Source organism: Corynebacterium sp. TAE3-ERU30, from assembly GCF_019209925.1.
GTDB lineage: Bacteria > Actinomycetota > Actinomycetes > Mycobacteriales > Mycobacteriaceae > Corynebacterium > Corynebacterium megadyptis.
Window position 1 is genome coordinate 75,800 of record NZ_JAHUTO010000003.1, and the last position, 26,465, is coordinate 102,264.

Below are 26,465 nucleotides of genomic sequence, written 5' to 3' on the forward strand. Positions count from 1 at the left end.
CTCCGTGCTGTCGTCGAGTTAGGAGTCCTTGTCTTCTGGATCAGCGGCTGCGATCGGCTGGGGTGCTGGGCCGCGGGGCGGATCATCGAGGTGATTGCCCTTGAAGCGCCAGCCCTGCATGGTGGCAGAGAGCTCCTTCGGATCGCGGTCCCGATTCTTATTGGGTTTAGAGGGGCGATGGAAATAGGGCACCTCTTCGCCCTCGTCGTTGACGCGGGTGGGCAAGGGCGGCAGCTTCTCTGGGGAGAAACGGGAGTTCTTGCGAATCTCTAGCAGCTCCTTGTCGGTGAAGTTAGCGTTCACCGCCCAGATCACTGTGTCGTGGTCCTTGTACACCGGGGTGAGCCCGGGTGATTCCCAGCTGCCGTGGTCGAGGCGCAGGTGCGGGTGCTGGAAGGGCCAGAAGATCGGCGGGGAGGAGATGTAGTACTTCACGTTGAGCTTTTTGACCATCTCATCGGCAAAGTTCTCCTCATCCGGATCATAGGTGGTGCCAGCGCCCACCAGGTTCGGATAATCATGAGCGATGTGTGTCGGCGAACCAATGGGCGGCTCGGGCCACTGATAGTGCTTAAACACCGCGGGCAGCCCGTTATAGGCGTACATCCACCCATGACCATCCGCCGGCTCACCAATAATCGTTCCCTCATAGGCACCGGGCTGCTTGGCCAGCCAGTCAAAGGCGTGGCGATCATAGGGGGTGACCATGCGCTCTACACGGTAGGTGGAGCCCACCGCCCACTGGTCGCCGCCGCGCACAGCCGCCTCGGCCTCGTCGACGGCCACGAGTGCCACGATTCCGCTGAAGAGCAGCGATACCGCGGCAGAGGCCGCCGCCCAGGTACGTACCTGCTTGCTTGGGGCGGGATCGTCATAGTCTGGGGAGTGGGCATGCTCCCCCGCCGCGGCACGGGCGCGGCGTATCTGGGAACGACGCAGCCACCAGGTCACAGGGGCCAAAGACACGAGCCGCACCGCGGCAGCGAGGGCCACGCCGGCCCCGGCGGCGATGAAGATCCCCACCGGCATCACCAGCCGGTGCGGGCCGTTGTAGTGCAACGCCGAGATCATGTGCAGCAGATCTCCCACGCCGGTATCGAAAGGCTCGAAGGCTTCGGTGGTGACCGCCAAGAACACTCCATAGGCTGCGGCGGCCCACAGCGCGCGACGCCACAGCAGTGCCACAATGCCGCCGGCCAATGCCAGCCAGAGCAGCCCCATGTGGAGCTCAAAAATCTCGGTGTGGCGGGTCTGCAACGTAGCGGCGTGATACCACGCCTCCGAACGGGAGAAACCGAAGTCCTCCCCGAAGGCCTCCACTTCCTTCGTCGCGCCGAAACCAGCCACAATCTGGGGCAAGAGCACCAGCATTGCGCCTGCACCAGTCGCGGCAAGCAACCCCACATCCTTCAATCGGACGAGAATGCGTTCCCGCCAATTCTCCGGTGTCGTCGACGGCAACCACAGCAGATACAACAGCCAATAACAGGCCACGAGTGTCACCACGATCGTGACGACCGAGGAATGCACTTGGGCCGCGCCCAAAAAAGCCATCCCCGCGGCCAACGCCCGGCCAGGGTTCTCCGGCACCTTCATCATCGCGCAGCCAGCGATCATCGCCATGCCTACACCCGCGATATACGGCCAGGCCCCCACATAGTGCCCGATCCAGAACACAGCCGGAATAGCGTAAACAATGATCCCGGCGAAGGCGGCCGCAATGCCCGCCGCCATGCCGCGGGAGCCAAGGATGCGCCATGCCACATAGGCTGCGGCCATCACAAAGCCCAGTGCTGGGAGCATGATGGAGGATATATTCAGTGCCTCGATAACGGAGTAGTTGCTGGCGTCGACAAGCGCAAAAACCCCGGCATGCCAGCCGGAGGGATAAAACTGGCTCACCTCGGGCTCACGGGAGAGCACCTCGCCCATGCGGGTCGGCGACGCCATGTGGTTCTCCGCGATATAGCGCACCACATTGGCGTGCCATTCCACGTCCCAGCCTTGGTGGATCGAGCCCAAGCCTTCGGGTGTGTCGGTGAGGATCTCCAGCCCCCGTCGGAGGAACATGCTGACGCCCAGGAGCACACCGGCCGCGGCGATCAACCAGGTGTAGGTGCGGCTATCGCGCACGCGGCGTCGCACCGCATCGGTAATACGCGAGGAGGCATCGCCCCAGCCTTCGCCGCCGCGCGCCCGCGCGAAGCGCCGTTGGGCAATCACGAGCCGCGCCACGCCCCATAGGGCTGCGATCACCCACATGCTGATGATGCCGCCGCGGATAAATCCACCGTCGTAGTCTTTATCGATAGCGCCGGCCAACCACGCCAACAACCCGTAAATACCGAAGCTCAGCGGCAAGGACATCGCAGCTGCGCTCGAGGGACGCAGCCCGCTGATCAAGGCGAAAATAAAGCCGGGCAGCAGAAAGACCAGACTGGTGATGGTGAGCACCGAGAACAACAACGCGTCTACCCTGCCTTCATTACTCGCATGAGGGATACTGCACGGACTTTTATCCTAGACCCACTACCCCACGAGCCGGTATGCCCGCGCTGCACACCGCTAGTGATCGCGGCGTTTTTTGGTCACGAGGGAGCGCGCCTGTAGCTCCTCGACGCTTGTTGGATAGTCCACCCCGGCCAGCGCCAGCCCTCGTGCTGGGGCCAGCCGCAGCCGCGGGGAGCGGGTATCACGGAGAAGCAGATCGTCCACGAACTCCACCGGTTCGGCGCCGCGACCGACCTCGATGCAGGCGCCGACGAGAGCGCGCACCATGTTCCAGCAAAACGCATCCGCGCTTAGCGACGCTTGCAAGAGCCGAGGCTCCAGGACGGTGGAGATATCCTCCCACTGGAAATACTGCAGAGTGCGGATCGTGGTGGCGTGGGGCTTGGCTTTGCAGAAGCCCGCAAAATCGTGCAGGCCGAGCACTCGGTCCGCGGCCTGTTGCATCAGCTCGAGATCCAGTTCGTGACGGACCTGCGCGGTATCGCGGCGACGCAACGGGTGGGCTCCAGCGCGGGCACAGGTGAGACGGTAGACGTAGTGGCGTCGTAAAGCGGAAAAACGCGCGTCGAAACCCTGCGGGGCGAGCTGCACATCGCGAACCTGGATATCGCCCTGGAGCATCTTATTCAGCCGCGTCACCAAACGCGCGGGATCGCCATTGATGGAGCGGGACTCCAGGGCCGCAGCCGGCACATCGGCATGGGCGACCTGGGCGAGGGCATGGACTCCCGCATCGGTACGGCCAGCCACCACCAGCTCAATGGGCTGGCGAAAGATCGTGCTCAGCCGCTCTTCCAGCTCCTCTTGCACCGTGCGCGGGCGCGGGGCATCGGGGCGCGCACGGTTGAATTGTTTGGCCCAGCCGTGAAAGTCCGTGCCGTCATAGGCGAGGTCAAAGCGCAGGCGGACAGTATCAGACTGCGCGGTGTCGATCTCAGACACGGGAGATAATCCTCCTTGCGGGATGAGCGAGACGTGGCCACGGTGACGCGGCCGTTTAGTTGTTCATAAAATACTTGGTGAAACGCTTAGAGCCGGTGAGCACCACCGTCAAACCATAAAACTGCAGCCACAGCCCGAGGGTATCGAGCGAGATGCGCTGGAAGATACCTCCCGAGGCGCCGGTGACCGCCACGAGGAACATCATCGCGGAGACAACGGAGAAAAAGAGTATGAGCGCGGTGGTGATGATGAACGCCCAGCCGGCAGCCTTCACCCCGTGCGCGGCGCGGGCGCCGACGATCACGATAAACGTGACCACCAAGGTAGACCACGCGGAAATGTAGATCAGCCCCAGCATGGCCTCATGCACCCACCGGGTGATATCGAGAGGCGCCAGCCCTGCTAGGCCCACTCCCACACCCCACACGCCGATCAGCCGGGTCACGCGGGCATCTAAGAGCGGGTGGAGGCGGGTAATACCCATGCGGAGCTGCTCGCACATCAATGAGGCGGTGAGCATCAACACCCCGGTGGCGAGGAGCGCCCCGTTAAACACGAAGAATCCCGGGGAGCAGATCTCCACCGCGGGGATCTCCATGGGCAAGGAGCCGCAGGTGCGGGCACCGAGATCATCGACACGGTTGGTCTCGATATTGAAATCGCCCAGATAGACCCGCGCGGCATAGAGGCGGGCCAGGAAAATCAGGAGCGGCCCGAGGAAGATCATCCAGCCGATCGTGCGGATGCGCGACCACTGCATCGCGGCATTGGAAGGCCGATCCTCATAGCGGGGGCGCGGACGCTGCTCCTTGCCCGCGGCCGCAGTACTCGACGTGGCGCTCGGGGTGGCGCTCGGCGTGGTGCTGGAGGTAGCGGCGTTCGACATATCCGCAGCACGAGAACCCTCCTCGGGTGGCTGCGGGGACTGCGGGGCGCCGCTGGTTTCATTCACGCCTCTACCCTAACCGATCAACTGCGACCGACTAGCGACCACGAGGAAGAAACCTCGAGCACGCGTGCGGGCACCACCACTGCCCTGCGCCGCCTAGATAGTTAGGGCCGCCTTGCCTATATATTCTTGTCTCCGATAGCATCGACGTGACTAACACGCCATGACGAGCCACGAACGCGTAAAGGACAGTGCAGCATGGGCAAGGGAATATACGGCACGATCATGAAGCTGCTGCGGGCGGAGGATCTGCAGTGCAGGGTCGAGCGGGTGTGGATGCACACCGACACCATGAAGGCGCTGCGCATCAGCTCGCCCGAGTTCATTCGCGCCCACCGGCCCGCCGAGGGCGAGTACCTGCGCTGCTGGTTCCCAGAGCTGAACAACCCGGCTAAAGAAGTGATGCGCGGCTACACCCTGACCGATATCGACTATGACACCGGGGAGTTCACCCTCTACTTCCTGCTCCACGAACCTGCCGGGCCCGCGTGTGCGTGGGCCCAGACCGCTACAGAGGGCGATACATTCGATGCCGCCTACTATGGCTCCAGCCCCTTTCACGTGGAGGGTGCAGACCCCGATGGCTTCGTATTCATTGCCGATGCCGCAGGTATCCCCTATGTCAACGCCCTTGCCGCGGACTTAGCGCCCCGCTTCCCTATGCAGGTGTGGATGCTTGATTGGCACGCAACCGATCATGAGATCCCCATCATGGAGCATGAGAATATCTCGGTGGAATGGGTGGCTCCCACCAGCGAGGCACTGCTGGAAAAGGCCCGCGGCTTCGACTGGGAGGGCTGGTATCCGCACCTTGTTTGCGAAACGAAGGTGCTGCTCGCTACGCGACGCTACCTGCTGAAAAACGTGGGCATGAAAAAAGCCGACATGCACAACCACGCGTATTGGATTGCCGGCAAGGCGATGGGTACGAGCCGGGACGTCTCCCGCGCTCAGGATTAGGCGCCCGTAGCGCGGCCGCGGCTGACACAGCCGAGCCAGTGCGGCCGGGCCTAGGAAAAGACGAACACCGCAGGGAAATCCCTGCGGTGTTTCTATCTGAATCCGACGAGTGTCGGGCTTTAGCGGAAGCGCTTAAGCCTTGTCCTCGGTGGACTCGGTGGTCTCAGCGGCCTCGGTCTCCTCGACCTCGGTCTCCTCAGCCTGAGCCTCTTCAGCCTTCTTGGAGGCTGCTGCGCGGGTGGCGCGCTCTGCCTCGGTGGAGACGGTGGGCTCGAGCACCAGCGAGATCTGGGACATCGGGGCGTTGTCGCCGCGACGGTTCTCCAGCTTGATGATGCGGGTGTAGCCGCCCTCGCGACCCTCGAACTGGGGAGCCAGCTCGTGGAAGAGGTGGAAGATGACATCCTTGTCCTGGATGTGCTTAGCAACGTTGCGGCGATCCGCGACGGTGCCCTTCTTGGCCTTGGTGATGAGCTTCTCCGCGTAGGGGCGCAGCAGCTTGGCCTTGGCGTGGGTGGTAACGATCTGCTCGTTCATGAACAGCTGGGCTGCCAGGTTCGCCAGAATCTTCTTCTGGTGAGAAGCCGAGCCGCCCAGACGGGCACCCTTCTTCGGGGTAGGCATAATGGTTCTCCTCGTATAGGAATGTTGTGAGCTTATTCCCGCCGCGGGCCCAGCCGTTTAGCGCTGGTGGGCGGCGGTTTCGCCCGGATATGTCTTACTCGGAATCTTCAGCGTCGGAGGCGTCAGTGTCCACGAAGTCGCCGGTCTCGGCGTCGTAGCCCTCGATTTGGGTGGGATCGAAGTCCTCCGGTGCGTCCTTGAGGGTCAGGCCCAGCCCTGCGAGCTTCACCTTGACCTCGTTGATGGACTTCTGACCGAAGTTGCGGATATCCAGCAGATCCGACTCGGTGCACTCTGCGAGCTCACCGACGGTGTGGATGTCCTGGCGCTTCAGGCAGTTATAGGAGCGAACGGAGAAGTTCAGATCCTCGATGGCCACGCTGTAGGCGGCGATGTTCTCGGTCTCCTGCGGGGAGGGGCCGATCTCGATTCCCTCGGCGGCGGTGTTCAGCTCGCGGGCGAGACCGAACAGCTCCACCAGGGTCTTGCCGGCGGAGGCAAGAGCGTCGCGGGCGGTGATGGAGTTCTTGGTCTCCACATCGATGATGAGCTTGTCAAAGTCGGTGCGCTGCGCAACACGCGTTGCCTCAACCTTGTAGCTCACCTTGAGCACCGGCGAGTAAATCTGGTCCACGGGGATGCGACCGATTTCCTTGCTGCCGTTGTACATGGTGGCGGGAACGTAGCCGCGGCCGCGCTCCACCACCATTTCGATGTCCAGACGACCCTGCTCATTCAGCGAGGCGATGTGCAGATCCGGGTTGTGGATCTCCACGCCAGCCGGCGGCTGAATATCAGCTGCGGTGACCTCGCCTTCGCCTTCCTTGGACAGATACATCACAACCGGCTCGTCGGAGTCGGAGGACAGCACTAGGCCCTTGATGTTGAGGATGATGTCGGAGACATCTTCCTTCACACCCGAGATGGTGGTGAACTCGTGGAGCACACCGTCGATCTTGATGCTGGTCACGGCGGCGCCCGGGATGGACGACAGCAGGGTGCGACGCAGCGAGTTACCGAGGGTGTAGCCGAAGCCGGGCTCCAGCGGTTCGATCACGAAGCGTGAACGAGCCTGTTCAACGAACTCCTCGGTGAGGGTAGGGCGTTGCGAAATGAGCATGGGATAGAACTCCTTGTGTGGCGACCGCTATATGACGCCTGAGATAAGGAACATATGACGTTGTTGTGCTGCCGGTGCAACAACCACCTAGGTGGCATCGCACCAGCACGAGCACGTGAAGATTCCTCTTCGGTAATGGCGCCCCGCCGGCCGCTATGGGCCAGCGAGTGGCTGCTATTACTTCGAGTAAAGCTCGACGATGAGCTGCTCCTGCAGCGGAATGTCGATCTGGGCGCGCTCGGGCAACTGGTGCACGAGGATGCGCAGGGTGGAGGGCACGACCTGCAGCCATGCCGGAACGACGGCGTCCACCTGGTTGTCCTGGGCCTCGTCGAACCAGACCATCTTGCGGGACTTCTCACGGACATCGATGATGTCGTACTGAGAAACCTGGAAAGACGGAACGTTGATGTTCTTGCCGTTCACGGTGAAGTGACCGTGGGAGACAAGCTGACGAGCCTGACGACGCGTGCGGGCAAGGCCGGCACGGTAGACAACGTTGTCGAGACGGGACTCGAGCAGGATGAGCAGGTTGTCGCCGGTCTTGCCGGGCTGACGGTTCGCCTCTGCGTAGTAGCGGCGGAACTGCTTCTCCATGACGCCGTAGGTGAAACGAGCCTTCTGCTTCTCCTGCAGCTGCAGGAGGTACTCGGACTCCTTGATGCGAGCGCGGCCTGCCTGTCCCGGGGGGTACGGGCGACGCTCGAAGGACATATCTCCACCGACGAGGTCGACGCGGAGACGGCGGGACTTACGGGTTGCTGGGCCGGTATAACGAGCCATGAGTTTCTAACCTTCCTTTCCCGAATTCTTAAACGCGACGACGCTTCGGCGGACGGCAACCGTTGTGCGGCTGCGGAGTCACATCCGAGATCGAGAGAACCTCAAGGCCGGCGGCCTGGAGGGAGCGGATTGCGGTTTCGCGGCCCGAACCCGGGCCCTTGACGTAGACGTCAACCTTCTTCATGCCGTGATCCATTGCCTTACGGGCAGCGTTCTCGGCAGCCATCTGCGCAGCGAACGGGGTGGACTTACGGGAGCCCTTGAACCCGACGTGGCCGGAGGAGGCCCAGGAGATGACGGCACCATTCGGGTCGGTGATAGACACGATGGTGTTGTTGAAGGTGGACTTAATGTAAGCGGCACCCTGTGCCACATTCTTCTTTACGACGCGACGGCCAGAACGGCGAGCGCCGGAGCGAGTCTTTGGAGGCATTACTTCTTCTTTCCTGCGATCGTCTTCTTCGGGCCCTTACGGGTACGAGCGTTGGTCTTGGTGCGCTGACCGCGCACGGGCAGGCCACGACGGTGGCGCAGACCCTGGTAGCAGCCGATCTCGATCTTGCGACGGATGTCAGCCTGAACCTGGCGGCGGAGGTCACCCTCAACCTTCCACGAGTTCTCGATGACGTCACGCAGAGCAGAGATCTGCTCGTCGGTCAGAGCGTCGGTACGCAGGTCGGGAGAGATGCCGGTCTCTTCCAGCAGCTTGGCGGCGCGAGCCGGGCCAATGCCGTAAATGTAGGTGAGAGCGACCTCCATGCGCTTATTGCGCGGGAGGTCAACTCCAGCTAGACGTGCCATGAGGCATTACCTTTCCGGTTGTTACGGTGGTTTTCTCCCAACTCGTCCCCACCAGTTGACGCTTCGCCCGGATGCGGTGCCGGACTGTGGGCCAAGATACGTAGGGCTTCAGCCACCGATTGCCGAAGGTTGGTTGAGTGCCGAAGCTGCAACCGCCGCGAAGGCGCATACATGAGCAAGAACCCAACGTGAAATAACCGTCGGGTTCCGTCTCGCCTCGGGGCACTCGGTAGAGTTAGGAGGCTGTGAGTTTTACTTGTAGCGGTAGACGATGCGGCCGCGGGACAGGTCATAGGGAGACAGCTCCACAACCACGCGGTCCTCGGGCAGGATACGGATGTAGTGCTGACGCATCTTGCCACTGATGTGCGCGAGCACCTTGTGGCCGTTGTCCAGCTCTACTCGAAACATTGCGTTCGGAAGAGGCTCGATAATTCGACCCTCGACCTCAATTGCGCCTTCTTTTGCCATATCCTCAAACATTTCCCCAGCCACTGCTGTGGCCGGTTTGATGGTCGTCTGCTACATCGGTGCGACAGCCAAAGCAGTCACACCAAAGCGCAAGCATACCGTTTCTGCTGGAAATCGCAAAATGGCGGCGCCATCACGCGCTCGGGGCCGGCGAGTTTTAGTCTTTCTTGCCGGCGCGGAGGAGGGCATCGCCTTCGAGGCGGAAGATTTCTTGATCCTCCAGCGCCCCACCGCCCATCCTGGTGTAGAAGGCGCGGCCATTGTCATTGTCTTTGGAGACATTCCACTCCATGCGGGCATAGCCGCGGTCCACGCATTCGGCGGCCAGCGAGCTCAGCAGCGCTTGGCCATAGCCCTTGCCGCGGTGCTCCTCGCGCACATAGAGATCTTCCATGTGAATGACGGGCGTAGATTCCCAAGTGGAGAATTTATAGAACCACAGGGCGAAGCCGGCGAGCCGCTCGGCGCCGTCTTCCTGAAGCACAGTCACCCGCGCCAAAGGGTGCGGGCTAAAGAGGTGCTGCTCGAGACGCTCCTCGTTGGCACGTACGCCATTGGGAGCACCCTCGTGTTCAGCGAGGCAGTGGATGAGATCGAGGATCTCAGGGATGTCTGTGTCACGGGCGGGGCGGATCGTATAGTCCTGCATGACTATCCAGTGTAGCGATCTAGGCCACACTATGATGCCAGCAGCGCCGGAGCGCTGGCCCCGCCGCGCGTCAAAGGACGCTTATCGACGCACGGGCCCGTTGGGAACGCCGTAGTCCACATCGCCCCACACGTAGACGAGATCGTTGATGTTGAGGTGGTTGTAGAACCGCTCGGACTCGCGCATCGGCACGTGCACGCAACCGTGGGAGAGCACCTCGGGGTCACCGCCGTGGAAGGCGATGCCGTTGTAGGTGAAGTACACGGAGTTCGGCATGGGAGCGTTGAAGAACTCGCGCGAGACCTCGTCCTTGACCTTGCGGTTCACATAATGGCGGCCGGGTGGGGTGTCATAGCCATCGGCGCCGGTGGAGATGCGGATGACGTCGCTGACGCGGTGACCCTTGCCGTCTTGCAGCCATGCCACCTGCTTATCAGCGTCCACGCAGGCACGTGCCTCCTTCGGGCACGGGCTGGGAGTGGGGCGCGGGCTCGGCGCCGGAGCGGGCTGCGGGGCCGGAGCGGGGGCCGGGTTCGGGGCGGGGCGCGGGCCGGAGTGACGGGCGATGATGCCCGGATAGACGGCCTCGAGGGTGCGGTCTACGGCGTCCTTGGCCTGCTGTGCCAGCGGTGCCGGCAGCAGCTGGTCGGCGCTGCGGTGCAGATCACCGCGGGTGCGCCATGCCTGGGCCTCGCCTTGGGCACGGAAATCGGACTGGGTGGGGATGGTGAAATCATCGAGACCCGGCAGCTGGAACTGGGAGGAGCCGAAATCCGGCACCATGTTGTCGAGGCCGAAGGGAAGCTGTGCCTGCGCGGACGGAGCCAGCGGGAGAGCAACAGCGAGGGTGGCACAGACGGCGGTAGCGCCGCGCACGAGTCGAGCACCAACACCGCGGCCCGAGGAGTGACGAGAGCCCATAGGAATGTAGACGTCCTTTTCTTCAAGCGACACCTCCGATGGGTGCCGCGATGTGTATTTCAAGCCCACCCTATCTGATTACACTCAGGTTGGGCCATATTTGTGGAATCTTATCCCCTTATCGTGCAGTGCAGTCAAGGGGACACGCCTTAGGAGAAGTCCCCCTCCGGGCGCGTGGTAAGAATGCGCGGCCCCGCAGCGGTGGCGGCAACAGTATGCTCCCAGTGGGCGGCGGCCGAGCCGTCCTCGGTGACCACCGTCCAGTTATCCTCCAGCACCTCCGAATAGGCAGTGCCGCCAGCAAGCATGGGTTCAATCGCCAGCACGGAGCTCTCCTGGATCAGCGGCCCCCTATTGCCCCGACCCTCATTGGCAAGGAAGGGATCCTCGTGCATGGTGCGCCCGATTCCGTGGCCGCCGTAGCCATCCACGATGAACAGCTCCACATTGAACTTCTTCTCGGCCGCGCGGGTGGCCATCTCGAGGGCGTGGGAGATATCGGTGAGCCGATTGCCCGGCACCATGGCCTCGATGCCCTGGCGTAGCACCCATGCCGTGGCCTCATTGAGCGCGGAGGTGGCGTCGTCAAGCTCCCCGATACCGAAGCTGAGGGCGGAGTCGCCGACCCAGCCGTTATAGGTCGCGCCGCAGTCGATGGAGACGAGATCGCCGGGCTGCAAAATCGTCTCCGTGTTGGGGATGCCGTGCACAATGGCGTCGTTGACGGAGGCGCAGATGGATGCCGGGAAGCCCTCGTAGCCGAGGAAGGTGGGGGTGGCGCCGTGATCGCGGATGACGGTCTCGGCGATGCGGTCGAGCTCAAGGGTGCTCATGCCCTCACGGGCGGCGGCGCGCACCTCGTGCAGGGCGTGGCCAACGATAGCGCCCGCGGCCGCCATCTTCTCTAGCTGCTCGGGGGTTTTGGCGGGAATCTTTCGGTTGTTCTTGCGACGCGCCATGGGCGGCGTTCTCCTTTGGTTCTCGGTTAGGGGGGTCGGCACAGCACAACGCCGACCATCCTCTCGAGGAGAGGAGGCCGGCGGAGGCGAGAGATGAACTTATTTGCCGAGGGCGCTCATGGCGCGCTCGTTGATCTCTTCGATGCTGCCTTCAGCTTCGACGGTGTAGACGCTGTCGCCGTAGTAGTCGATCACGGGGGCGGTCTGCTCGCGGTAGACCTCCATGCGGGTGCGGATGGTCTCCTCGTTATCGTCGGCGCGACCGCGGGCGAGCATGCGCTCGACCACGACGTCCTCGGATACCTGGAAGTTCAGCACGCCGTCGACGTCCACGCCCTGCTTCTGCAGCATTTCAGCCAGCAGGTCGGCCTGCTCGGTAGTGCGGGGGAAGCCGTCCAGCAGGAAGCCCTCGCTGGCGTCGTCCTCGGCGAGGCGGGATTCCACCATGCGGGCGGTCACCTCGGTGGGGACGAGCTTGCCGGCGTCGATGTAGCTTTTCGCCTCCACGCCCAGCGGGGTTCCTTCGCCAATATTTGCTCGGAATAGATCACCGGTGGAGATGTGCGGAACACCCAGCTTCTCGGAGAGAATCGCAGCTTGGGTGCCCTTGCCTGCACCGGGAGGGCCTAGGAGAACGAGTCGCATTACTTCAAGAATCCTTCATAGTTGCTTTGCAGGAGCTGACTCTCAATCTGCTTGACGGTGGTCAGAGCCACCGAGACAAGAATCAGAAGTGCGGTACCACCAAAGGGAGTTGCACCTGCGTCTATGTTACCAACTCCGAGGTCCAGCATGATGTTCGGCAACACGGCGATGATGCCCAGATAGGCCGCACCCACGAAGAGCAGTCGGTTCATCACATAGCCCAAGTACTGGGCGGTGGGACGCCCGGGGCGAATGCCCGGCACGAAGCCGCCGTACTTCTTCATGTTCTCGGCCTGCTCGTAGGGGTCGTACTGCACCGAGACGTAGAAGTAGGAGAAGAACACGATGAGCACAAAGTAGAGCACGATGTACTGCCAGGAGGAGGGGGTCTGCAGGTGCGCGATCACATTGCGCATCCACCAGTTATCCGGCGGCGTGGGGTTATTAGAGTTCACGATCTGGGTGATCAGCACCGGCATGTAAATCAGCGAGGAGGCAAAGATCACCGGGATCACGCCACCCTGGTTCACCTTGAGCGGCAGATAGGTGGAGGTGCCACCGTATTGGCGGCGGCCCACCATGCGCTTGGCGTACTGCACCGGGATGCGGCGCTGGCCCTGCTCGATGAAGACCACGCCGATCACCAGCAGGATCACCGCGGCGAGCACGACACCGAAGACCACCCCACCGGAGGATTGCAGGATGTTCATGCCGTCGGTGGGCAGACGCGTGGCGATACCGGCGAAGATCAGCAGCGACATACCATTGCCGATGCCGCGTTCGGTGATGAGCTCGCCGAGCCACATCACCAGCACCGCACCGGAGGTCATCACCACAACCAGCATGAGCAGGGTGAAGATATTCGAATCTTCCACCAGCACGCGCTGGCCTTGGCCCAGTAGCTGCTCGCGATCGGCGAGCGCCACGATGCCGGCGGATTGCAGCAGCGCCAACGCCACCGTGAGGTAGCGGGTGTACTGCATCATCGTGGATTGGCCTGATTGGCCTTCCTTTTTGAGCTCCTCGAATCGCGGGATCACCACTGTGAGCAGCTGCACGATAATCGACGCCGTAATGTAGGGCATGATGCCGATGGCGAACACCGAGAGCTGCAGCAGCGCACCGCCGGAAAACAGGTTAATCAGCGAGTACACGCCGGAGTTTTCCGAGGCGATCTCATGCAGCCGTGCGCTGATCTCGCGATAGTCCACGCCGGGCGAGGGGATCTGTGCACCGATGCGGTACAGCACGACCATCGCGAGCGTGAACAGAATCTTCTTTCGCAGATCAGCGTCCTTGAAGGCCGAGACAATGGCGGACACTAATAATCCTCCTGTACACCCCTAGCTCGATCTGCGGCGGCTATGCCGCGCCCGATCGAGGACATCAGGGACGTAGTAACAAATACCTAACTGGACGAATCAGCGCACGCACCAAGCTCGCGTGCCTGAGATCAAGAGTTAACAACGGTGCCACTTTACCAGCAATGCTCGCCGGCACCGATATTGCGTACTCACCACACCCTAACCTTGAGGGGGAATCCCCGCTCAGCAGGGCCGCGCGCTTATCGACGCAGCCCTCGCTCGGCCATCGTATGGGAGATAACAAAGCCGCCAGCCTCAGCTACTGCTGGGACTGGCGGCTTCCACACTCTTCACGCCCCGCGCTCGGCGCGGGACTGAGGGGTGCTACTGAGCCTCGGCGACAGAGCCGCCGGCGGCCTCGATCTTTTCCTTGGCGGAACCGGAGAACTTCTGGGCGGTCACGTTGACCTTCACAGAGATCTCGCCGTTGCCGAGCACCTTAACGGGCTGGTTCTTGCGCACCAGGCCGGCTTCCACGAGATCGGCAACGGTGACGTCGCCGCCCTGCGGGAAAGCCTTCTCGATGTCTGCAACGTTGACCACCTGGAAGATGACCTTGTTGCGGGCCTTGAAGCCCTTGAGCTTCGGCAGGCGCATGTGGATGGGCATCTGGCCACCCTCGAAACCTGCTGGCACCTGCTTACGAGCCTTGGTGCCCTTGGTACCGCGGCCAGCGGTGGTGCCCTTGGAGGCATTACCGCGACCCACGCGGGTCTTGGCCTTCTTCGCGCCCTTCGCCGGGCGCAGATCGTGGAGCTTAATAGGTTCGCTCATGAGTTATCTACTCCCCTGCTACTTCTTCGACCTCGACCATGTGGCGAACGGTGTTGATGTAGCCACGAACGATCGGGGTGTCCGGGCGAACAACAACATTGTTCGGGCGCTTCAGGCCGAGGCTGCGCAGCGTGTCACGCTGATTCTTCTTAGCACCGACGGTGCTTTTGGTCATGGTGATCTTGAGGGCCATGATTTAAGCCTCCTGACCTGCGCGTGCGCGCAGCATACGGGCCGGGGTGACCTCTTCGATGCTCTTGCCGCGGCGGGCAGCGACCTCTTCGGGGCGCACGAGCTGCTTGAGGGCATCCACGGTGGCGTGGACAACGTTGATGGCGTTGTCCGAGCCGAGAGACTTGGACAGGATGTCCTGCACGCCAGCGCACTCAAGCACCGGGCGGGCAGCGCCACCAGCGATCACACCGGTACCGGGGGCAGCGGGGCGAAGCATAACGACGCCGCCTGCGGCCTCACCCTGAACCGGGTGGGTGATGGTGCCGGCAATCATCGGGACGCGGAAGAAGTTCTTACGAGCTTCCTCGGCACCCTTCTGGATAGCGGCGGGAACTTCCTTGGCCTTGCCGTAGCCAACGCCGACCATGCCCTGGCCGTCGCCGACGATCACGAGAGCGGTGAAGCTGAAGCGACGACCACCCTTCTGGACCTTGGACACGCGGTTGATGGTGACAACGCGCTCCAAGTACTGCGAGCGCTCGTCCTGCTGGTTGCGGTCATTGCGACGACCACCGCGGCGGTCGTTGCGGTTGTTCTTCTGGTTCTCGTCGGCGGTGCGTCCGCCGTCGCGCCGTTCACGTCCTGGCATTACGCGATCCTTCCGTTGTTGAACTTATCTGCGGTGATCATTAGAAGTTCAGACCACCTTCACGAGCGCCATCGGCCAAAGCCGCAACGCGGCCGTGGAACTGGTAACCACCACGGTCGAAGACAACCTTCTCAATGCCGGCAGCCTTGGCGCGCTCGGCGACGAGCTTGCCCACAGCGGTGGCCTTGGCCTTCTTGTCGCCCTCCATCTCGCGGATGGACTGATCCATCGAGGATGCAGCGGCCAGGGTGTGGCCGGCCAGGTCGTCGATGACCTGAACGTGCATGTGACGGGAGGAACGGTGGACGACGAGACGCGGTGCCTCGGGGGTACCGCGCAGCTTCTTGCGCAGACGGAAGTGACGACGGGCACGAGCCTGACGACGACGGGTAGAGATGTCCTTGCCGACAGGAACGCGCTTGTTCTCTGCAGTGTTGCTCATTACTTACCTGTCTTTCCGAGCTTGCGGCGGACCTGCTCACCCTCGTAGCGGATGCCCTTACCCTTGTAGGGGTCATCCTTACGCAGACGACGGATGTTAGCGGCGACCTGGCCGACCTGCTGCTTGTTGATACCGGAGATCGAAAGCTTGGTGTTGCCATCGACCGCGAAGGTGATGCCCTCGGGGGCCTCAACCAGCACGGGGTGGCTGTAGCCGAGAGAGAACTCGAGGTTCTGGCCCTTGGCCTGCACACGGTAACCAACACCGAAGATTTCCATCTTGATGGTGTAGCCCTCGGTCACACCCACAACCATGTTGTTCACGAGAGAGCGGGACAGACCGTGCAGGGAACGGTGCTTACGGTGATCATCGGGGCGGGAGACAATAATCTGGTTGTCTTCCACGGCAACGGTGATCGGGGCCGGGATGTCCTGGGACAGAGTGCCCTTGGAGCCCTTGACCTCAACGTGCTGGCCGTCGATCTTGATGTCAACGCCGCTGGGGATGGCGATGGGAGCTTTACCAATACGAGACATATTTAGATTCCCTCCCTCTTACCAGACGTAGGCGAGGACTTCTCCGCCTACGCCCTTCTCGTGAGCCTGGCGGTCAGTGAGCAGCCCCTGGGATGTGGAGATAATCGCCACACCGAGGCCACCGAGAACCTGCGGCAGGTTGGTGGACTTTGCGTACACGCGCAGACCGGGCTTGGACACGCGACGAACGCCGGAAATGGAACGCTCACGGGCGGAGGAATACTTCAGATCCAGGGTGAGGGTCTTGCCAACCTTGGCGTCCTCCACCTTGTAATCCTTGATATAACCCTCTTGCTTGAGGATGCCCGCGATGTTCGCCTTCAGCTTGGAAGACGGCATGGACACGGTCTCGTGGTACGCGTGATTAGCGTTACGAATGCGAGACAGCATGTCTGCAATGGGATCAGTCATGGTCATAAGACTTAGACCTTGATACCTTTCTCGTTGCGGTTCCTAATTCACCCAAGAACCGTTGTCAGCTGTCACTAGGGAGCCGGCGACTCTGGCGCTTCCACGCACTCAATAGTGGGAAAGCTCGCTGCCTTGCGCTCACGAACGCTGGACGTTATGGGGCGAATATTAAGGCCTACAACAAAGTAGGAACGTACAAAATAAAAGGATCTCGCGGGATCTCGCGAGTCCAAGAATGAAATGATACACACCCCCAGCCAGCGGGTCAAGACGTTTCAGCACGTCACCGCTCTCGTCTGGGGCGAGGTATCTAACGCTGGAGCTCGTGTTGCAGGGCGTCGAGTTCCCCGCCGCCGGACATCTCCAGGGTAAGGGTGTCGACATCCACGTCCTCGCGCCGCGCCTGCAGCGTCTGCTTGCCGAGGGTGAGCACCACAAACCTATCCCCCACCAGCAGCGCATGCTTGGGATTGTGGGTGATGAAGATGACGGCGGTGCCCTGCTCTCGGGCCTTGGCAATGAACTTCAGCACCATGCCGGACTGTTTTACGCCCAACGCGGCGGTGGGCTCATCCAAAATCACTACGCGGGCGCCAAAGTAGATGGCCCGAGCGATGGCCACCACTTGGCGCTGGCCGCCAGACAGCGAGGAGACGGGCGCATCGATATCGGGGATGACAATGCCCATGCGTTCCAGCTCCGCGGCGGCGATGCGTTTCATCTTTCCCTCATTGATCAACCCCCAGCGATTGCTGATTTCCTGGCCGAGGAAGAAGTTGCGCCACACACTCATCTGGCCCACCACGGCCAAGTCCTGGTACACGGTGGCGATACCGGCGGCGAGAGCATCGGCCGGGGAGGTGAAGTGCGTCGGGGTGGCGTCGACAAGCATCGTGCCCGAGGTGTGGGGATGCAGGCCGGCCAGAATTTTGATCAGCGTGGATTTGCCGGCGCCATTATCACCCAGCACGCAGGTGACCTCGCCGGGCACCACCTGCAGATTGATCGAGCGAAGCGCGTCGAAGGCGCCGTATTTTTTGCTGACGTCGTGCAGCTCAATGATCGGGTCCATGGGCTATTTCTTTTCCGTGTATTTCGCGACGCCGAGGTTCGTCATCACGGCGAACAGCAGCATGGCGCCGAGGAAGAACTTGAACCAGTCCGGGTTCCACCCGGCGTAGACGATGCCTTGGTTGGTCATGCCGAAAATCAGGGCGCCGATAGCGGTGCCCACGGCGGTGCCTTTTCCGCCATTCATCGCGCAGCCGCCGATAACGGCCGCAATAATATAGAGGAACTCATTGCCCACGCCCTGGCCCGCCTGGATGGAGTCGAAGGCGAAGAGATTGTGCATGCCCACAAACCACGCGGCGAAACCAACGAACATGAACAGAATGATTTTGGTGCGGCGCACCGGCACGCCCACGGCATGGGCGGCGTCTTGGTTGCCGCCGACGGCGAAGATCCAGTTACCAAACTTGGTTTTAAACAGCAGGATCGACGCCAGCGCCACGAAGCCGATCCACCAGAACACCGTCACCCGTACCTGCACCCCAGCGACATTGACATTGGAGGCAAACACCATGTTCGCGGAGTAGAAACCCTCCATATCCGCGATGGTGGGGGTGGCCACCGCGCCGGTGACGAGCTTGGTGATGGCCAGGTTGAGCCCCTGCAGCATGAGGAAGGCGCTCAGCGTGATGAGAAAGGAGGGGATGCCGGTGGTGGTCGTGAGATAGCCGTTGAGCGCGCCGATGGCCAGCGCGATCAGCAGCGCAATCCCCGCCCCCACCCAGGAGTTCAGGTGCAGATTGTAATTGAGCATCGTGGCGGCCAAGGCTGCGGTCGTCACGGCGACACCGGAGGAGAGGTCGAATTCATCGCCAATCATGAGCATGCCCACCGCCAGGGCCATGATGCCCATCGTGGACGATGCATAGAGCACCGTGGCCAGCGACTCAAAAGAGCGGAAGGGTGGGGCCACGATCATGAAGAGCGTGAAAATCACGATGGCGCCGAGCAGGCTCGCTAGCTCGGGGCGGCGAATGAGTTTCTGAAAGAAGGAGCGCTGCAGCATGCGTTCATCGGCGGCGCTCGCCGCGGCGGTGTCGCTCATCGCAGGCCCGCCTTTGCCGCTGCGGCGATGGCATCAACATTGCTGGCATCCACGAAGGAGGGGCCGGTATAAACCGGCCGGCCACCGCCCACGGTGGTGCCATTGCGCATATTCAGCCACAGCGAATCCACGGCCAGATAGCCCTGCAGATAGGGCTGCTGGTCCACCGCCCACTCGATGTCCCCAGCGGTGATGGCGCTCACCAGTTCCGCGTTGGTGTCGAAGGTAGAGATCGTGGCCTCGGAACCGGCCTGCTCCTTGGATTTCACGGCGGCCAGCGCGACCGGGGCCACCAGCCCCATCACCCAATCGATGCTCGGATCCTCCGTGAGTTTCGCCTGCAGAGTAGAGGTGACGGAGGTGAGGTCCATGCCATTGACATAGAGAATCTCCACCGAGCCGCCGGCACCGGCCTTCTCGAGGCCCTTCTTCACGCCCTCGCAGCGCGCCTCTTGAGAGGAGTTGCCCTGCTCGTGAATCACACAGAGCACATTCGATGCATTATCTGCGGCAAGGCGCTCGCCGGCGAGCTCGCCGGCCACGGATTCATCCTGGCCGAAGAAGCCGCTCAGCCCGTAGTTCTGATACTCGTTCATGCCGGCATTGAGTCCCACGACGGGAATGCCGGCATCCACGGCGTTCTGGGCGGCGGGGCCGATCGCCTGCGCATTCGGCAGGGTGACAGCAATGCCGTCTACCCCGGCATCCACCGCCGACTTCACCAGGTTCGCCTGATTGGGCGCCTGCGGATCGGAGGAGTAGCGCAGCTCAATATTGCTCTTCTTGGCCGCGTCCTCCGCGCCCTTGCGCACCAGATCCCAGAAGGTATCGCCCGGCGCGCCGTGGCTGACCATCGCCACCACCGCGCGATCGGTATCGGCCCCGCCGAAGCCGGGGCCGCCGCCCGTGCCGCCGCCGGAGTCGCTGGGACGCGGGGCGCCGCCGGTAGAAGAGCAGGCGCTCAGCAGCAGCGCCAGCACCCCGAGGAGGGCCATGAGAATAGTGGCGGGGGAGGTGGCGTGCCGCGAGAAAGGCACGGACACACGGTGGGAAAGACCTAGCATAACTATTGATTCAACGGAAGCGCCCTCCCCGCTGTCAAATGCGTTTGCCCAGCTCATACGCTATTTCTTGAACGATTAAGAACGGCTGTTCTGGCCTTTTAGTGCAGAGCTCTCCGAGCAAACTCCACCCGCGAGCACACCCTCACACCCCGCCCCGGAGCTCGCGGGCCGCGCATCTGCTGCCACCCTGCCGCCGCGCCATACACCAGAAGAGGGGCATTCCCCGTGTCTCCACGGCCACATCCCTAGCCCTAAGTATTAGCGTAGCCTAACCTTGAAATTAGGTGCGTATGAATACTTTTCCTAGTTCAGTGAGGTGGTACTTGTGCCTGATCCCCGCTCCCACGACTCTCAGCTCGCCCTTGAGGTCACGGACCTTCGCTGCGAGCGAGGCTCGGCGAAAAAGCGCGTCCCCGTACTCAAAGGCGTGAACCTGCACATAGCGTCTGGGGAGATTGTTGCGGTCTTAGGTGCCAATGGCGCCGGTAAGACCACTCTCATCAATGTGCTGTCCACTCTCCTTCCCGCATCCTCCGGCACGGCGCGGGTGGCGGGCCTCGATGTCATGACCCAGCCCGCCGAGGTGCGGCGTCACATCAGCATGACGGGGCAGTTCGCCACGGTGGATGAGCGGCTTACCGGAGCGGAAAACCTCATCTACTTCGCCCGGCTCGCGGGGCTGTCTCGCAGCGCCGCCACCGCCCGCACCACCGAGCTGCTCAGCGAGTTCCAGCTGGACGCCGCCGCCGATCGCCGGGTGGCGGATTATTCCGGCGGTATGCGGCGCCGGCTGGACATCGCCATCTCTCTCGCCGTCCCGCCCACGCTGCTCTTCCTGGATGAGCCGACCACCGGCCTCGACCCGACGGCGCGGGCCCATGTGTGGGAACTCATCACCCGGCTCAGCAATGAGGGCACCTCCATTTTGCTCACCACGCAATATCTCGACGAGGCCGATAGTCTCGCCGATCGCATCGCGGTGCTTGCCGACGGCGTGGTGATTGATGAGGGCACTCCCACCGAACTCAAGAGCCGTTATGGCATGCTCATCTGCGAGGTGAGCATGGATAGCGCCGCCCACGCCGAGAAACTCTGCATGCAGGCCCACAAGGCCGGGCTATCCGCCCAAGTGGAACACACCTGCGTGCGGGCTGAAGCACCCCGTGGGCACCGCGATCTCGTTCGCCTGCTCGGCCTCTGGGAGGGCGAGGACAGCAGCATCGTGGACGTGGCACTCACCCCGCCCTCGCTCGATGATGTCTACGCCGCCATTGCCGATAGCGGCGATGTGGCCGGACAGCACATCACGTCCTCCTCCAGCAGCGAGCAGCCTGCGGATGCAGGCAGCGACCGGCGGGGGCGGCCATGAGCTCCACGCGCATCCACCATCCCCTCGAGGCGACTCCACGGCCCTTCGGGGCGATCGCCAGCATCTGGAAACGAGACATGCTGCGATTGCTGCGCAATCAGGCGGCGATGATCTCCAGCATCATGATTCCTTCGATATTTATGCTCGCGTTCTATGCGTCCTTTGCTCGCTCCGCGGAGCACTTTATGGATAGCTATGCCGACTTCATCCTTCCGTCCGCCGTCACCCAGGCGATCATTTTCACGGCCGGTGGCTCCTGCCTAGCCGTCGCCGAGGATAAGGAAGATGGTTTCTACTCTCGCCTGCTCAGCATGCCTGTGCCCTCCTGGTCGATTGTGGCCGGCCGGCTCTTGGCCGATCTCACCCGCATGACCTGGTCTGGGGCGATACCGTTGGCGCTCGCATTTCTGCTTGGGGCACGCTTTCACGGCGGCATCGGTGCCGCCGCGCTCTTCCTGCTCGCCCTCGCCCTCATTACTGTGGTGCTCTCCGCGGCGATCGACGGGCTGGTGCTCATCACCGCCCATCCGGTGTCCACCGCACTCACCTTCCAAGGGCTCACCATCGCGATACTCTTGCTATCCACCGCCTTCGTCCCCGCGGACGCCCTGCCGGGGCATGTGGGGACGGTAGTCGCCCATATTCCGCTCTCTCCCATCTTGGATTCCTTGCGCGCACTCGCCGCGGCCGAACCACTGGGCTCCACCGGAGTGGAGGCCGCAGTGTGGCTGATCGTGCTCAGCGCGGCTGGATTCTGGGGATTTAGTACTGCGCTCAGGAGGGGCCATGTCTCTTAAGCTCACGTCTCTCATGCTGCATACGCGACGCCGTATTCTGCGCACCATCAGAGATCGCGCCAGCATGTCCGCAACACTGCTCACCCCCGTGGTGATGTTTCTGATCATGCGCATTCTCTTTGGGGATCTCATCGCCGCCTCCCAAGGCCGCACCAGCCCCGATCTCGCGGCGGTGTGCCTGCTCATGGTGCTCGGTGCCCAGTGGATGAACTCCACCTACTGCGCCTCCGAGACCGTCCGCGAGCGCACCTCCGGTTTTACGGCCCGCATCGCCGTTAGCCCGGGCGGCACCGTCCCCTTGGTGTGCGGCGAGACCCTCTATTATGCGATTCGCTTCCTCTCCGCAGCATTGGCGACGCTCATAGTGGGCGTGGCTGCTGGGGCGCGTTTCCACGGCGCGGCGACCATCACCGTTGTGCTGCTGGCAATCGTGATCTCCTCGCTGGTGTCGGCGCTCATGGCCACGTGGATGGCATATTCCACCACCAATCCGGAATCGCTGATGATGGTCACCCCACTGCTGATGACGCTGCTCTTCCTCTCGGCTGGAGTGGTGGGAACAGACAGCTTTGTCGAGCCCGTACAACCCTTCGTGCGGCATAACCCCATCACGCATCTCGTGGAGGGAGTCACTGCCCTCAGCGCTGATAGCGATCCTGGCAATCACCTGCTCATTGCTCTCGCGTGGGCGGTCGGCGCCGGGGTGATCTTCCTCATCGGCGCGAGCCGCACCTACTCCCGCGCCCAGACGCAGCTGAGCTAAATGCGGCCTCCACTGTGTCTCATATCACCATTGCCTTGGGTGGGACGAGCTGCTAGAAGTGAAAGAGCGCGTGTTCTTCTCCGCCCGAGGCGCTAGCGGGACACGCAGGACACACTATTTTTATCCGCACTAGGAAGGAGCGACGGCCCCTATGTTTGACCAACAACAGTTGAAGCAGAAGCTGTCGCCGTACCTTGTTCTCACGCGGATTCAGAGCTCGATTATCTAGATCGACATTCCGCCGCGGGGTACGGCAGACAGCACACACCGACTGTCTCCTCCCCGCGGTTTCTTCTTTCCGCTCCCCGTCTACCTCCTCCTCAGCATCGTCTCTGCTGCCGCTGCGCGAGACGAGCAGGCGAGGTGGCGTCGATAAGCGGCCCTGCTACTGCGGCACAGGACCGAGACAGCGGTGTGGTCACCACCCACCGATACTCACTTAGCTCATCGAAGGAGAGCACCTATGTCACCACAGCGCAGACGACGCGGCCGCCGCAGAAGAGATCCCGAGATCCGTTCGCTGCAGCCGCACTCCCCCATCGTGAAGAACTTCGCCTCAGAGATCGAGGACGGGGTTCTGCTCCAGGCCCAGCAGCTGGCCGCGATGCCCTTCGTGCACCCGCACGTGGCACTCATGCCAGATGCCCACATCGGACTCGGCTCCTCTGTGGGATGCGTCTTCGGCACGATCGACGCCGTCATCCCCGCAGCCGTGGGCGTGGATATTGGCTGCGGCATGATCGGCGTGCGCACCCAGTTCAGTGCCGCCGATCTTGCCGGCCGCAACCTCGAGCAGCTGCGCGACGCCGTCGAGGCCGCCATTCCCCTCTCGCCGGGAAACTACAACGACTGGCAGCTTGCGGACAGCGCCGATGCTCGCTGCCGCGAACTCAACGAGCTCGCCGAGGCCGACGATGTAGATCTGAGCCACTCCCCGCAGTGGCGGCAGCAGCTCGGTTCGCTCGGCGGCGGAAACCACTTCATCGAGCTCTGCCTCGACGAGGAGGAGCGGGTGTGGATGTTTCTGCACTCCGGCTCGCGGGGCGTGGGCAACCAGATCGCCCGCATGCACATCCGTATCGCCCAGCAGCTCATGGACCGCTGGTGGATTCCGCTGCCCAATAAGGATGTGGCCTACCTGGTCGATGGCACGCCCGAGTTCGATCGCTACATCAAGGATCTCACCTGGGCGCAGCGCTTCGCCTATCTCAACCGCGAAGAAATGATGGATCGCTTTGCCCGCTGCCTCGGGGAGTTCCTCGGTGCCGCGGTGGTGGAGGAGGAGCGCATTAACTGCCACCACAACTACACCGAGAAGGAGGAGCACTTCGGGCGCACCGTGTGGCTCACCCGCAAGGGCGCCATCCGCGCCGATGCGGGCAGTCTCGCCCTCATCCCAGGCTCGATGGGCACGGCCAGCTATGTCGTGGAGGGAAAGGGCAATGCAGTAGCGCTGCGGTCCGCACCCCACGGGGCGGGACGTCGCTTCTCTCGCAGCGAAGCGCGCCGGCGCTTCACCGTCGAGGATCTGGACCAGCGCATGGGCGGGATCGTCTACCGCCACGGCGATGCCTGGGTGGACGAGATTCCCGATGCCTATAAGGACATCGACGCGGTGATGGCCGACTCCGCCGAGTTGGTCCACATCCGCCACACCCTGCGCCAGGTGCTCAACATCAAGGGCACCTAGCGCCGCAGCGAGAAGCGCCCTGGGCGGCGCGGCACGCACAGCATCGCGCCGCGCCGCCCTTAACGCTGTTCAATCATCGCCGGTATAGTCACCACACGTGGGTTATTACAGCATCAAAATGCACGCCAGTGCGCACGGCCAGCACATTTCGGGAGCTGAGCGCATCCTGCCGAAGGAGCAGCTCGCGGAGATGGCAGAGATCCTCGTCACGCGCGCGCTGACCCACCCCAAGGGACAGGCTGCGGAGATCTCGCTGCACGCCACGGCGGTAGCAGAGGAGCAGATCGTCACCGTGTCCGCGCTAAAAACCAGCACGGTGCCCACCGACTCCCCGGCCGCGGCCGACGCGGTGATCGCCGAGGTTCTCAGCGAGGTGGGCGTGGCGGATGCCGCCCCCTTCGTGCGGCTATTGCGCGAGGTCTCGGGGCTGCGCGGAGCGATGATCGCCGACGCCGCCACCGGCGCCCGGCGCGAACCCGATCCCCAGCGCGGGGTGCGAGTATCCACCTTCGACGCCACCGCCAGCTCGATGTCTGCGGAGAAAGAACACTATCGCGAGGCACTCACCCTCGCCTCCAAAGCCCTGAGCGCACCCGGCATTGTGGCGGAGCTGTGCATGTCTGATGACCCCGACTACACCACCGGCTATATCGCCACCGCGGGCCACTACCGGCGCCTGTTGAACATGAAAGAGCAGGGCAGCACACGTGGTACCCGCGTCCTTATATATAGGGGTACGGACGCGGATCTCGCGGCGACAATTAACTATCTTGAGAACATCCCAGTATTAGTTGAATTATGAGCACACTCTCCCACCACTCCCGCGCCGCCAATCAGGTGTGGTCCGCCGAGGGCCTGGCACGCCAGATTCACACCTTCGACGGCTCGCAGCAGCCGCGCGGCACGATCGACGGCGAGTACTATCTCCAGTTCTCCAGCTCGGACTATCTGGGGCTCTCCACTCACCCGCGCATGCGCGAGGCAGCCACCACCGCCATTGAGCACTATGGCACCGGCTCGGGCGGCTCGCGCCTGACCACCGGCACCACCATGCACGGTGCCCTCGAGCGGGAGCTGGCCGAGCATTTCGGCTATGAGGACGCAGTGTGGTTCGGCAGCGGCTACCAGGCCAATCTCTCCACCATCGCCACGTTGGCTCAGCTTGCCGGCAGTGAATTAACGATCTTCTCGGATGCGCTCAATCACGCCAGCCTTATCGACGGCATCCGCATGGCGCGGCACACCGCCGGCTGCCGGGTGACTGTCTTCCCGCACGCCGACTATGACGCGCTCTCCGAGCTGACTGCCACCTGCCCCACCACCTTCGGGCTCATTGTCTCCGATGGGGTGTTCTCCATGTCCGGTGCGGTCGCCGATCACGCCCGCTTGGAGGAGATCGCGCTCAGCCGCGGCATGTGGCTACTGGTGGACGATGCCCACGGTGTGGGCGCCCTCGGCGAACACGGCCGGGGCAGCCTCGACGGTATCTCTCGCCCCGATGTGCTCATCGGTACCGCGTCGAAGGCGCTGGGCTGTTCCGGCGGTTATGTGCTCTGCGATGAAGACACCGCCACCTTGCTGCGCAATCGGGCCCGCAGCTTCGTGTTTTCCACGTCCTCCCCGCCGGCCACGGTGGCCGCCGCCCGCACCGCCCTGGAGATCCTCACGCAGGAGCCGGAGCACCAGCAGCGCTTGCACGACAATATTGCTTATCTGCGCGCGGGCCTGGCCGAACAGGGGCTGCCCAGCCCTGGGATCTCGCCCATCGTGCCGGTGGTGATCGGGGATGAGCGCGAGGCCATGGCTGTCAGCGAGGCACTGAAACAACGCCAGATTTTCTGCAATGCCATTCGCTACCCCACCGTGGCCCGCGGCGCCGCCATGCTCCGCCTCACGGTGCAGGCGACGATGGAACATGAGGATATTGACGCCCTTCTCGCCGCCCTCGCTGAGGTGCGCGGCGTCTAGATGCCCGCCGCGC

At 62.7% G+C, this 26,465-nt stretch carries 30 protein-coding genes; 7 read left to right on the forward strand and 23 right to left on the reverse strand.

Features of this window, described 5'->3' with window-relative positions; translation table 11 throughout:
- Nucleotides 1-18: 18 nt before the first annotated feature.
- From KR227_RS06370 to KR227_RS06380, 3 genes are all read right to left on the reverse strand, one after another.
- The gene (locus KR227_RS06370) at nucleotides 19-2,454 is read right to left on the reverse strand and encodes a DUF6541 family protein (RefSeq protein ID WP_218364468.1); all 2,436 of its coding nucleotides are present in this window, start codon (nucleotides 2,452-2,454) and stop codon (nucleotides 19-21) included.
- A 111-nt stretch (nucleotides 2,455-2,565) separates the two neighbouring features.
- Entirely contained in the window at nucleotides 2,566-3,444 is an 879-nt protein-coding gene (gene truA, locus KR227_RS06375; protein ID WP_218364875.1) for a tRNA pseudouridine(38-40) synthase TruA, read from the reverse strand.
- A 64-nt stretch (nucleotides 3,445-3,508) separates the two neighbouring features.
- Entirely contained in the window at nucleotides 3,509-4,405 is an 897-nt protein-coding gene (locus tag KR227_RS06380; protein WP_218364470.1) for a DUF998 domain-containing protein, read from the reverse strand.
- A gap of 195 nt (nucleotides 4,406-4,600) precedes the next feature.
- On the opposite strand from KR227_RS06380, the gene KR227_RS06385 reads away from it, so the two are divergent.
- Complete coding sequence (locus KR227_RS06385) at nucleotides 4,601-5,362, forward strand: siderophore-interacting protein (protein ID WP_218364472.1); 762 nt, start codon at nucleotides 4,601-4,603, stop codon at nucleotides 5,360-5,362.
- 132 nt (nucleotides 5,363-5,494) lie between these two features.
- Here the strand turns inward: KR227_RS06385 and rplQ are convergent, their stop codons facing one another.
- The 20 genes from rplQ to KR227_RS06485 all read right to left on the reverse strand — a co-directional run bounded on the left by rplQ (nucleotide 5,495) and on the right by KR227_RS06485 (nucleotide 19,796).
- The gene (rplQ, locus tag KR227_RS06390; protein ID WP_151528914.1) at nucleotides 5,495-5,986 is read right to left on the reverse strand and encodes a 50S ribosomal protein L17; all 492 of its coding nucleotides are present in this window, start codon (nucleotides 5,984-5,986) and stop codon (nucleotides 5,495-5,497) included.
- Nucleotides 5,987-6,080: 94 nt separating this feature from the next.
- On the reverse strand, nucleotides 6,081-7,106 hold the full coding sequence (locus tag KR227_RS06395) for a DNA-directed RNA polymerase subunit alpha (protein ID WP_218364474.1): 1,026 nt from the start codon (nucleotides 7,104-7,106) through the stop codon (nucleotides 6,081-6,083).
- Between the two features lie 177 nt (nucleotides 7,107-7,283).
- The gene (gene rpsD / locus KR227_RS06400) at nucleotides 7,284-7,889 is read right to left on the reverse strand and encodes a 30S ribosomal protein S4 (RefSeq protein WP_151528916.1); all 606 of its coding nucleotides are present in this window, start codon (nucleotides 7,887-7,889) and stop codon (nucleotides 7,284-7,286) included.
- Nucleotides 7,890-7,917: 28 nt separating this feature from the next.
- Nucleotides 7,918-8,322, reverse strand: a complete 405-nt coding sequence (rpsK, locus tag KR227_RS06405) for a 30S ribosomal protein S11 (RefSeq protein ID WP_018018725.1) — start codon at nucleotides 8,320-8,322, stop codon at nucleotides 7,918-7,920.
- Entirely contained in the window at nucleotides 8,322-8,690 is a 369-nt protein-coding gene (gene rpsM, locus KR227_RS06410) for a 30S ribosomal protein S13 (RefSeq protein WP_018018724.1), read from the reverse strand. The genes rpsK and rpsM overlap by 1 nt, the downstream gene beginning before the upstream one ends.
- A gap of 252 nt (nucleotides 8,691-8,942) precedes the next feature.
- Entirely contained in the window at nucleotides 8,943-9,161 is a 219-nt protein-coding gene (gene infA / locus KR227_RS06415; protein WP_012359610.1) for a translation initiation factor IF-1, read from the reverse strand.
- Nucleotides 9,162-9,318: 157 nt separating this feature from the next.
- Nucleotides 9,319-9,810: a GNAT family N-acetyltransferase gene (locus tag KR227_RS06420; protein ID WP_151528917.1), complete on the reverse strand. Its 492-nt coding sequence runs from the start codon at nucleotides 9,808-9,810 to the stop codon at nucleotides 9,319-9,321.
- Nucleotides 9,811-9,891: 81 nt separating this feature from the next.
- Entirely contained in the window at nucleotides 9,892-10,731 is an 840-nt protein-coding gene (locus KR227_RS10855) for a L,D-transpeptidase (protein WP_218364476.1), read from the reverse strand.
- Between the two features lie 149 nt (nucleotides 10,732-10,880).
- On the reverse strand, nucleotides 10,881-11,690 hold the full coding sequence (map, locus tag KR227_RS06430) for a type I methionyl aminopeptidase (protein WP_218364478.1): 810 nt from the start codon (nucleotides 11,688-11,690) through the stop codon (nucleotides 10,881-10,883).
- Nucleotides 11,691-11,789: 99 nt separating this feature from the next.
- On the reverse strand, nucleotides 11,790-12,335 hold the full coding sequence (locus KR227_RS06435; protein WP_151528920.1) for an adenylate kinase: 546 nt from the start codon (nucleotides 12,333-12,335) through the stop codon (nucleotides 11,790-11,792).
- On the reverse strand, nucleotides 12,335-13,657 hold the full coding sequence (secY, locus tag KR227_RS06440; protein ID WP_151528921.1) for a preprotein translocase subunit SecY: 1,323 nt from the start codon (nucleotides 13,655-13,657) through the stop codon (nucleotides 12,335-12,337). Before secY ends, KR227_RS06435 begins: the two co-directional genes overlap by 1 nt.
- 366 nt (nucleotides 13,658-14,023) lie before the next feature.
- Nucleotides 14,024-14,473, reverse strand: a complete 450-nt coding sequence (gene rplO, locus KR227_RS06445) for a 50S ribosomal protein L15 (protein WP_151528922.1) — start codon at nucleotides 14,471-14,473, stop codon at nucleotides 14,024-14,026.
- A 7-nt stretch (nucleotides 14,474-14,480) separates the two neighbouring features.
- A complete protein-coding gene (rpmD, locus tag KR227_RS06450; protein ID WP_151528923.1) occupies nucleotides 14,481-14,666 on the reverse strand; it encodes a 50S ribosomal protein L30 in 186 nt (61 codons plus the stop codon).
- Nucleotides 14,667-14,669: 3 nt separating this feature from the next.
- Complete coding sequence (rpsE, locus tag KR227_RS06455) at nucleotides 14,670-15,296, reverse strand: 30S ribosomal protein S5 (protein ID WP_151528924.1); 627 nt, start codon at nucleotides 15,294-15,296, stop codon at nucleotides 14,670-14,672.
- A 40-nt stretch (nucleotides 15,297-15,336) separates the two neighbouring features.
- Nucleotides 15,337-15,738, reverse strand: a complete 402-nt coding sequence (rplR, locus tag KR227_RS06460; protein WP_151528925.1) for a 50S ribosomal protein L18 — start codon at nucleotides 15,736-15,738, stop codon at nucleotides 15,337-15,339.
- Nucleotides 15,738-16,274 carry a 50S ribosomal protein L6 gene (rplF, locus tag KR227_RS06465; protein ID WP_218364480.1) on the reverse strand — a complete coding sequence of 179 codons (537 nt, stop codon included), beginning with the start codon at nucleotides 16,272-16,274 and terminating at the stop codon, nucleotides 15,738-15,740. The genes rplR and rplF overlap by 1 nt, the downstream gene beginning before the upstream one ends.
- A gap of 18 nt (nucleotides 16,275-16,292) precedes the next feature.
- A complete protein-coding gene (rpsH, locus tag KR227_RS06470; protein WP_151528927.1) occupies nucleotides 16,293-16,691 on the reverse strand; it encodes a 30S ribosomal protein S8 in 399 nt (132 codons plus the stop codon).
- A 304-nt stretch (nucleotides 16,692-16,995) separates the two neighbouring features.
- Nucleotides 16,996-17,757: an ATP-binding cassette domain-containing protein gene (locus KR227_RS06475; protein ID WP_151528928.1), complete on the reverse strand. Its 762-nt coding sequence runs from the start codon at nucleotides 17,755-17,757 to the stop codon at nucleotides 16,996-16,998.
- A 3-nt stretch (nucleotides 17,758-17,760) separates the two neighbouring features.
- The gene (locus tag KR227_RS06480) at nucleotides 17,761-18,762 is read right to left on the reverse strand and encodes an ABC transporter permease (protein ID WP_218364877.1); all 1,002 of its coding nucleotides are present in this window, start codon (nucleotides 18,760-18,762) and stop codon (nucleotides 17,761-17,763) included.
- Nucleotides 18,763-18,797: 35 nt separating this feature from the next.
- Nucleotides 18,798-19,796: a substrate-binding domain-containing protein gene (locus KR227_RS06485; RefSeq protein ID WP_218364876.1), complete on the reverse strand. Its 999-nt coding sequence runs from the start codon at nucleotides 19,794-19,796 to the stop codon at nucleotides 18,798-18,800.
- A 394-nt stretch (nucleotides 19,797-20,190) separates the two neighbouring features.
- Here KR227_RS06485 and KR227_RS06490 point away from each other — a divergent pair, with 394 nt between their 5' ends.
- From KR227_RS06490 to KR227_RS06515, 6 genes are all read left to right on the forward strand, one after another.
- A complete protein-coding gene (locus KR227_RS06490) occupies nucleotides 20,191-21,234 on the forward strand; it encodes an ATP-binding cassette domain-containing protein (RefSeq protein WP_370625193.1) in 1,044 nt (347 codons plus the stop codon).
- A complete protein-coding gene (locus tag KR227_RS06495; protein WP_218364484.1) occupies nucleotides 21,231-22,031 on the forward strand; it encodes an ABC transporter permease in 801 nt (266 codons plus the stop codon). Before KR227_RS06490 ends, KR227_RS06495 begins: the two co-directional genes overlap by 4 nt.
- Nucleotides 22,021-22,794: an ABC transporter permease gene (locus KR227_RS06500; RefSeq protein ID WP_218364486.1), complete on the forward strand. Its 774-nt coding sequence runs from the start codon at nucleotides 22,021-22,023 to the stop codon at nucleotides 22,792-22,794. Before KR227_RS06495 ends, KR227_RS06500 begins: the two co-directional genes overlap by 11 nt.
- A 463-nt stretch (nucleotides 22,795-23,257) precedes the next feature.
- Nucleotides 23,258-24,484, forward strand: coding sequence for an RtcB family protein (locus KR227_RS06505; RefSeq protein WP_218364488.1), 1,227 nt, complete (start codon nucleotides 23,258-23,260; stop codon nucleotides 24,482-24,484).
- 97 nt (nucleotides 24,485-24,581) lie between these two features.
- Complete coding sequence (locus KR227_RS06510) at nucleotides 24,582-25,286, forward strand: 6-carboxyhexanoate--CoA ligase (RefSeq protein WP_218364491.1); 705 nt, start codon at nucleotides 24,582-24,584, stop codon at nucleotides 25,284-25,286.
- Entirely contained in the window at nucleotides 25,283-26,452 is a 1,170-nt protein-coding gene (locus tag KR227_RS06515) for an 8-amino-7-oxononanoate synthase (RefSeq protein ID WP_218364493.1), read from the forward strand. The genes KR227_RS06510 and KR227_RS06515 overlap by 4 nt, the downstream gene beginning before the upstream one ends.
- Nucleotides 26,453-26,465: the final 13 nt, after the last annotated feature.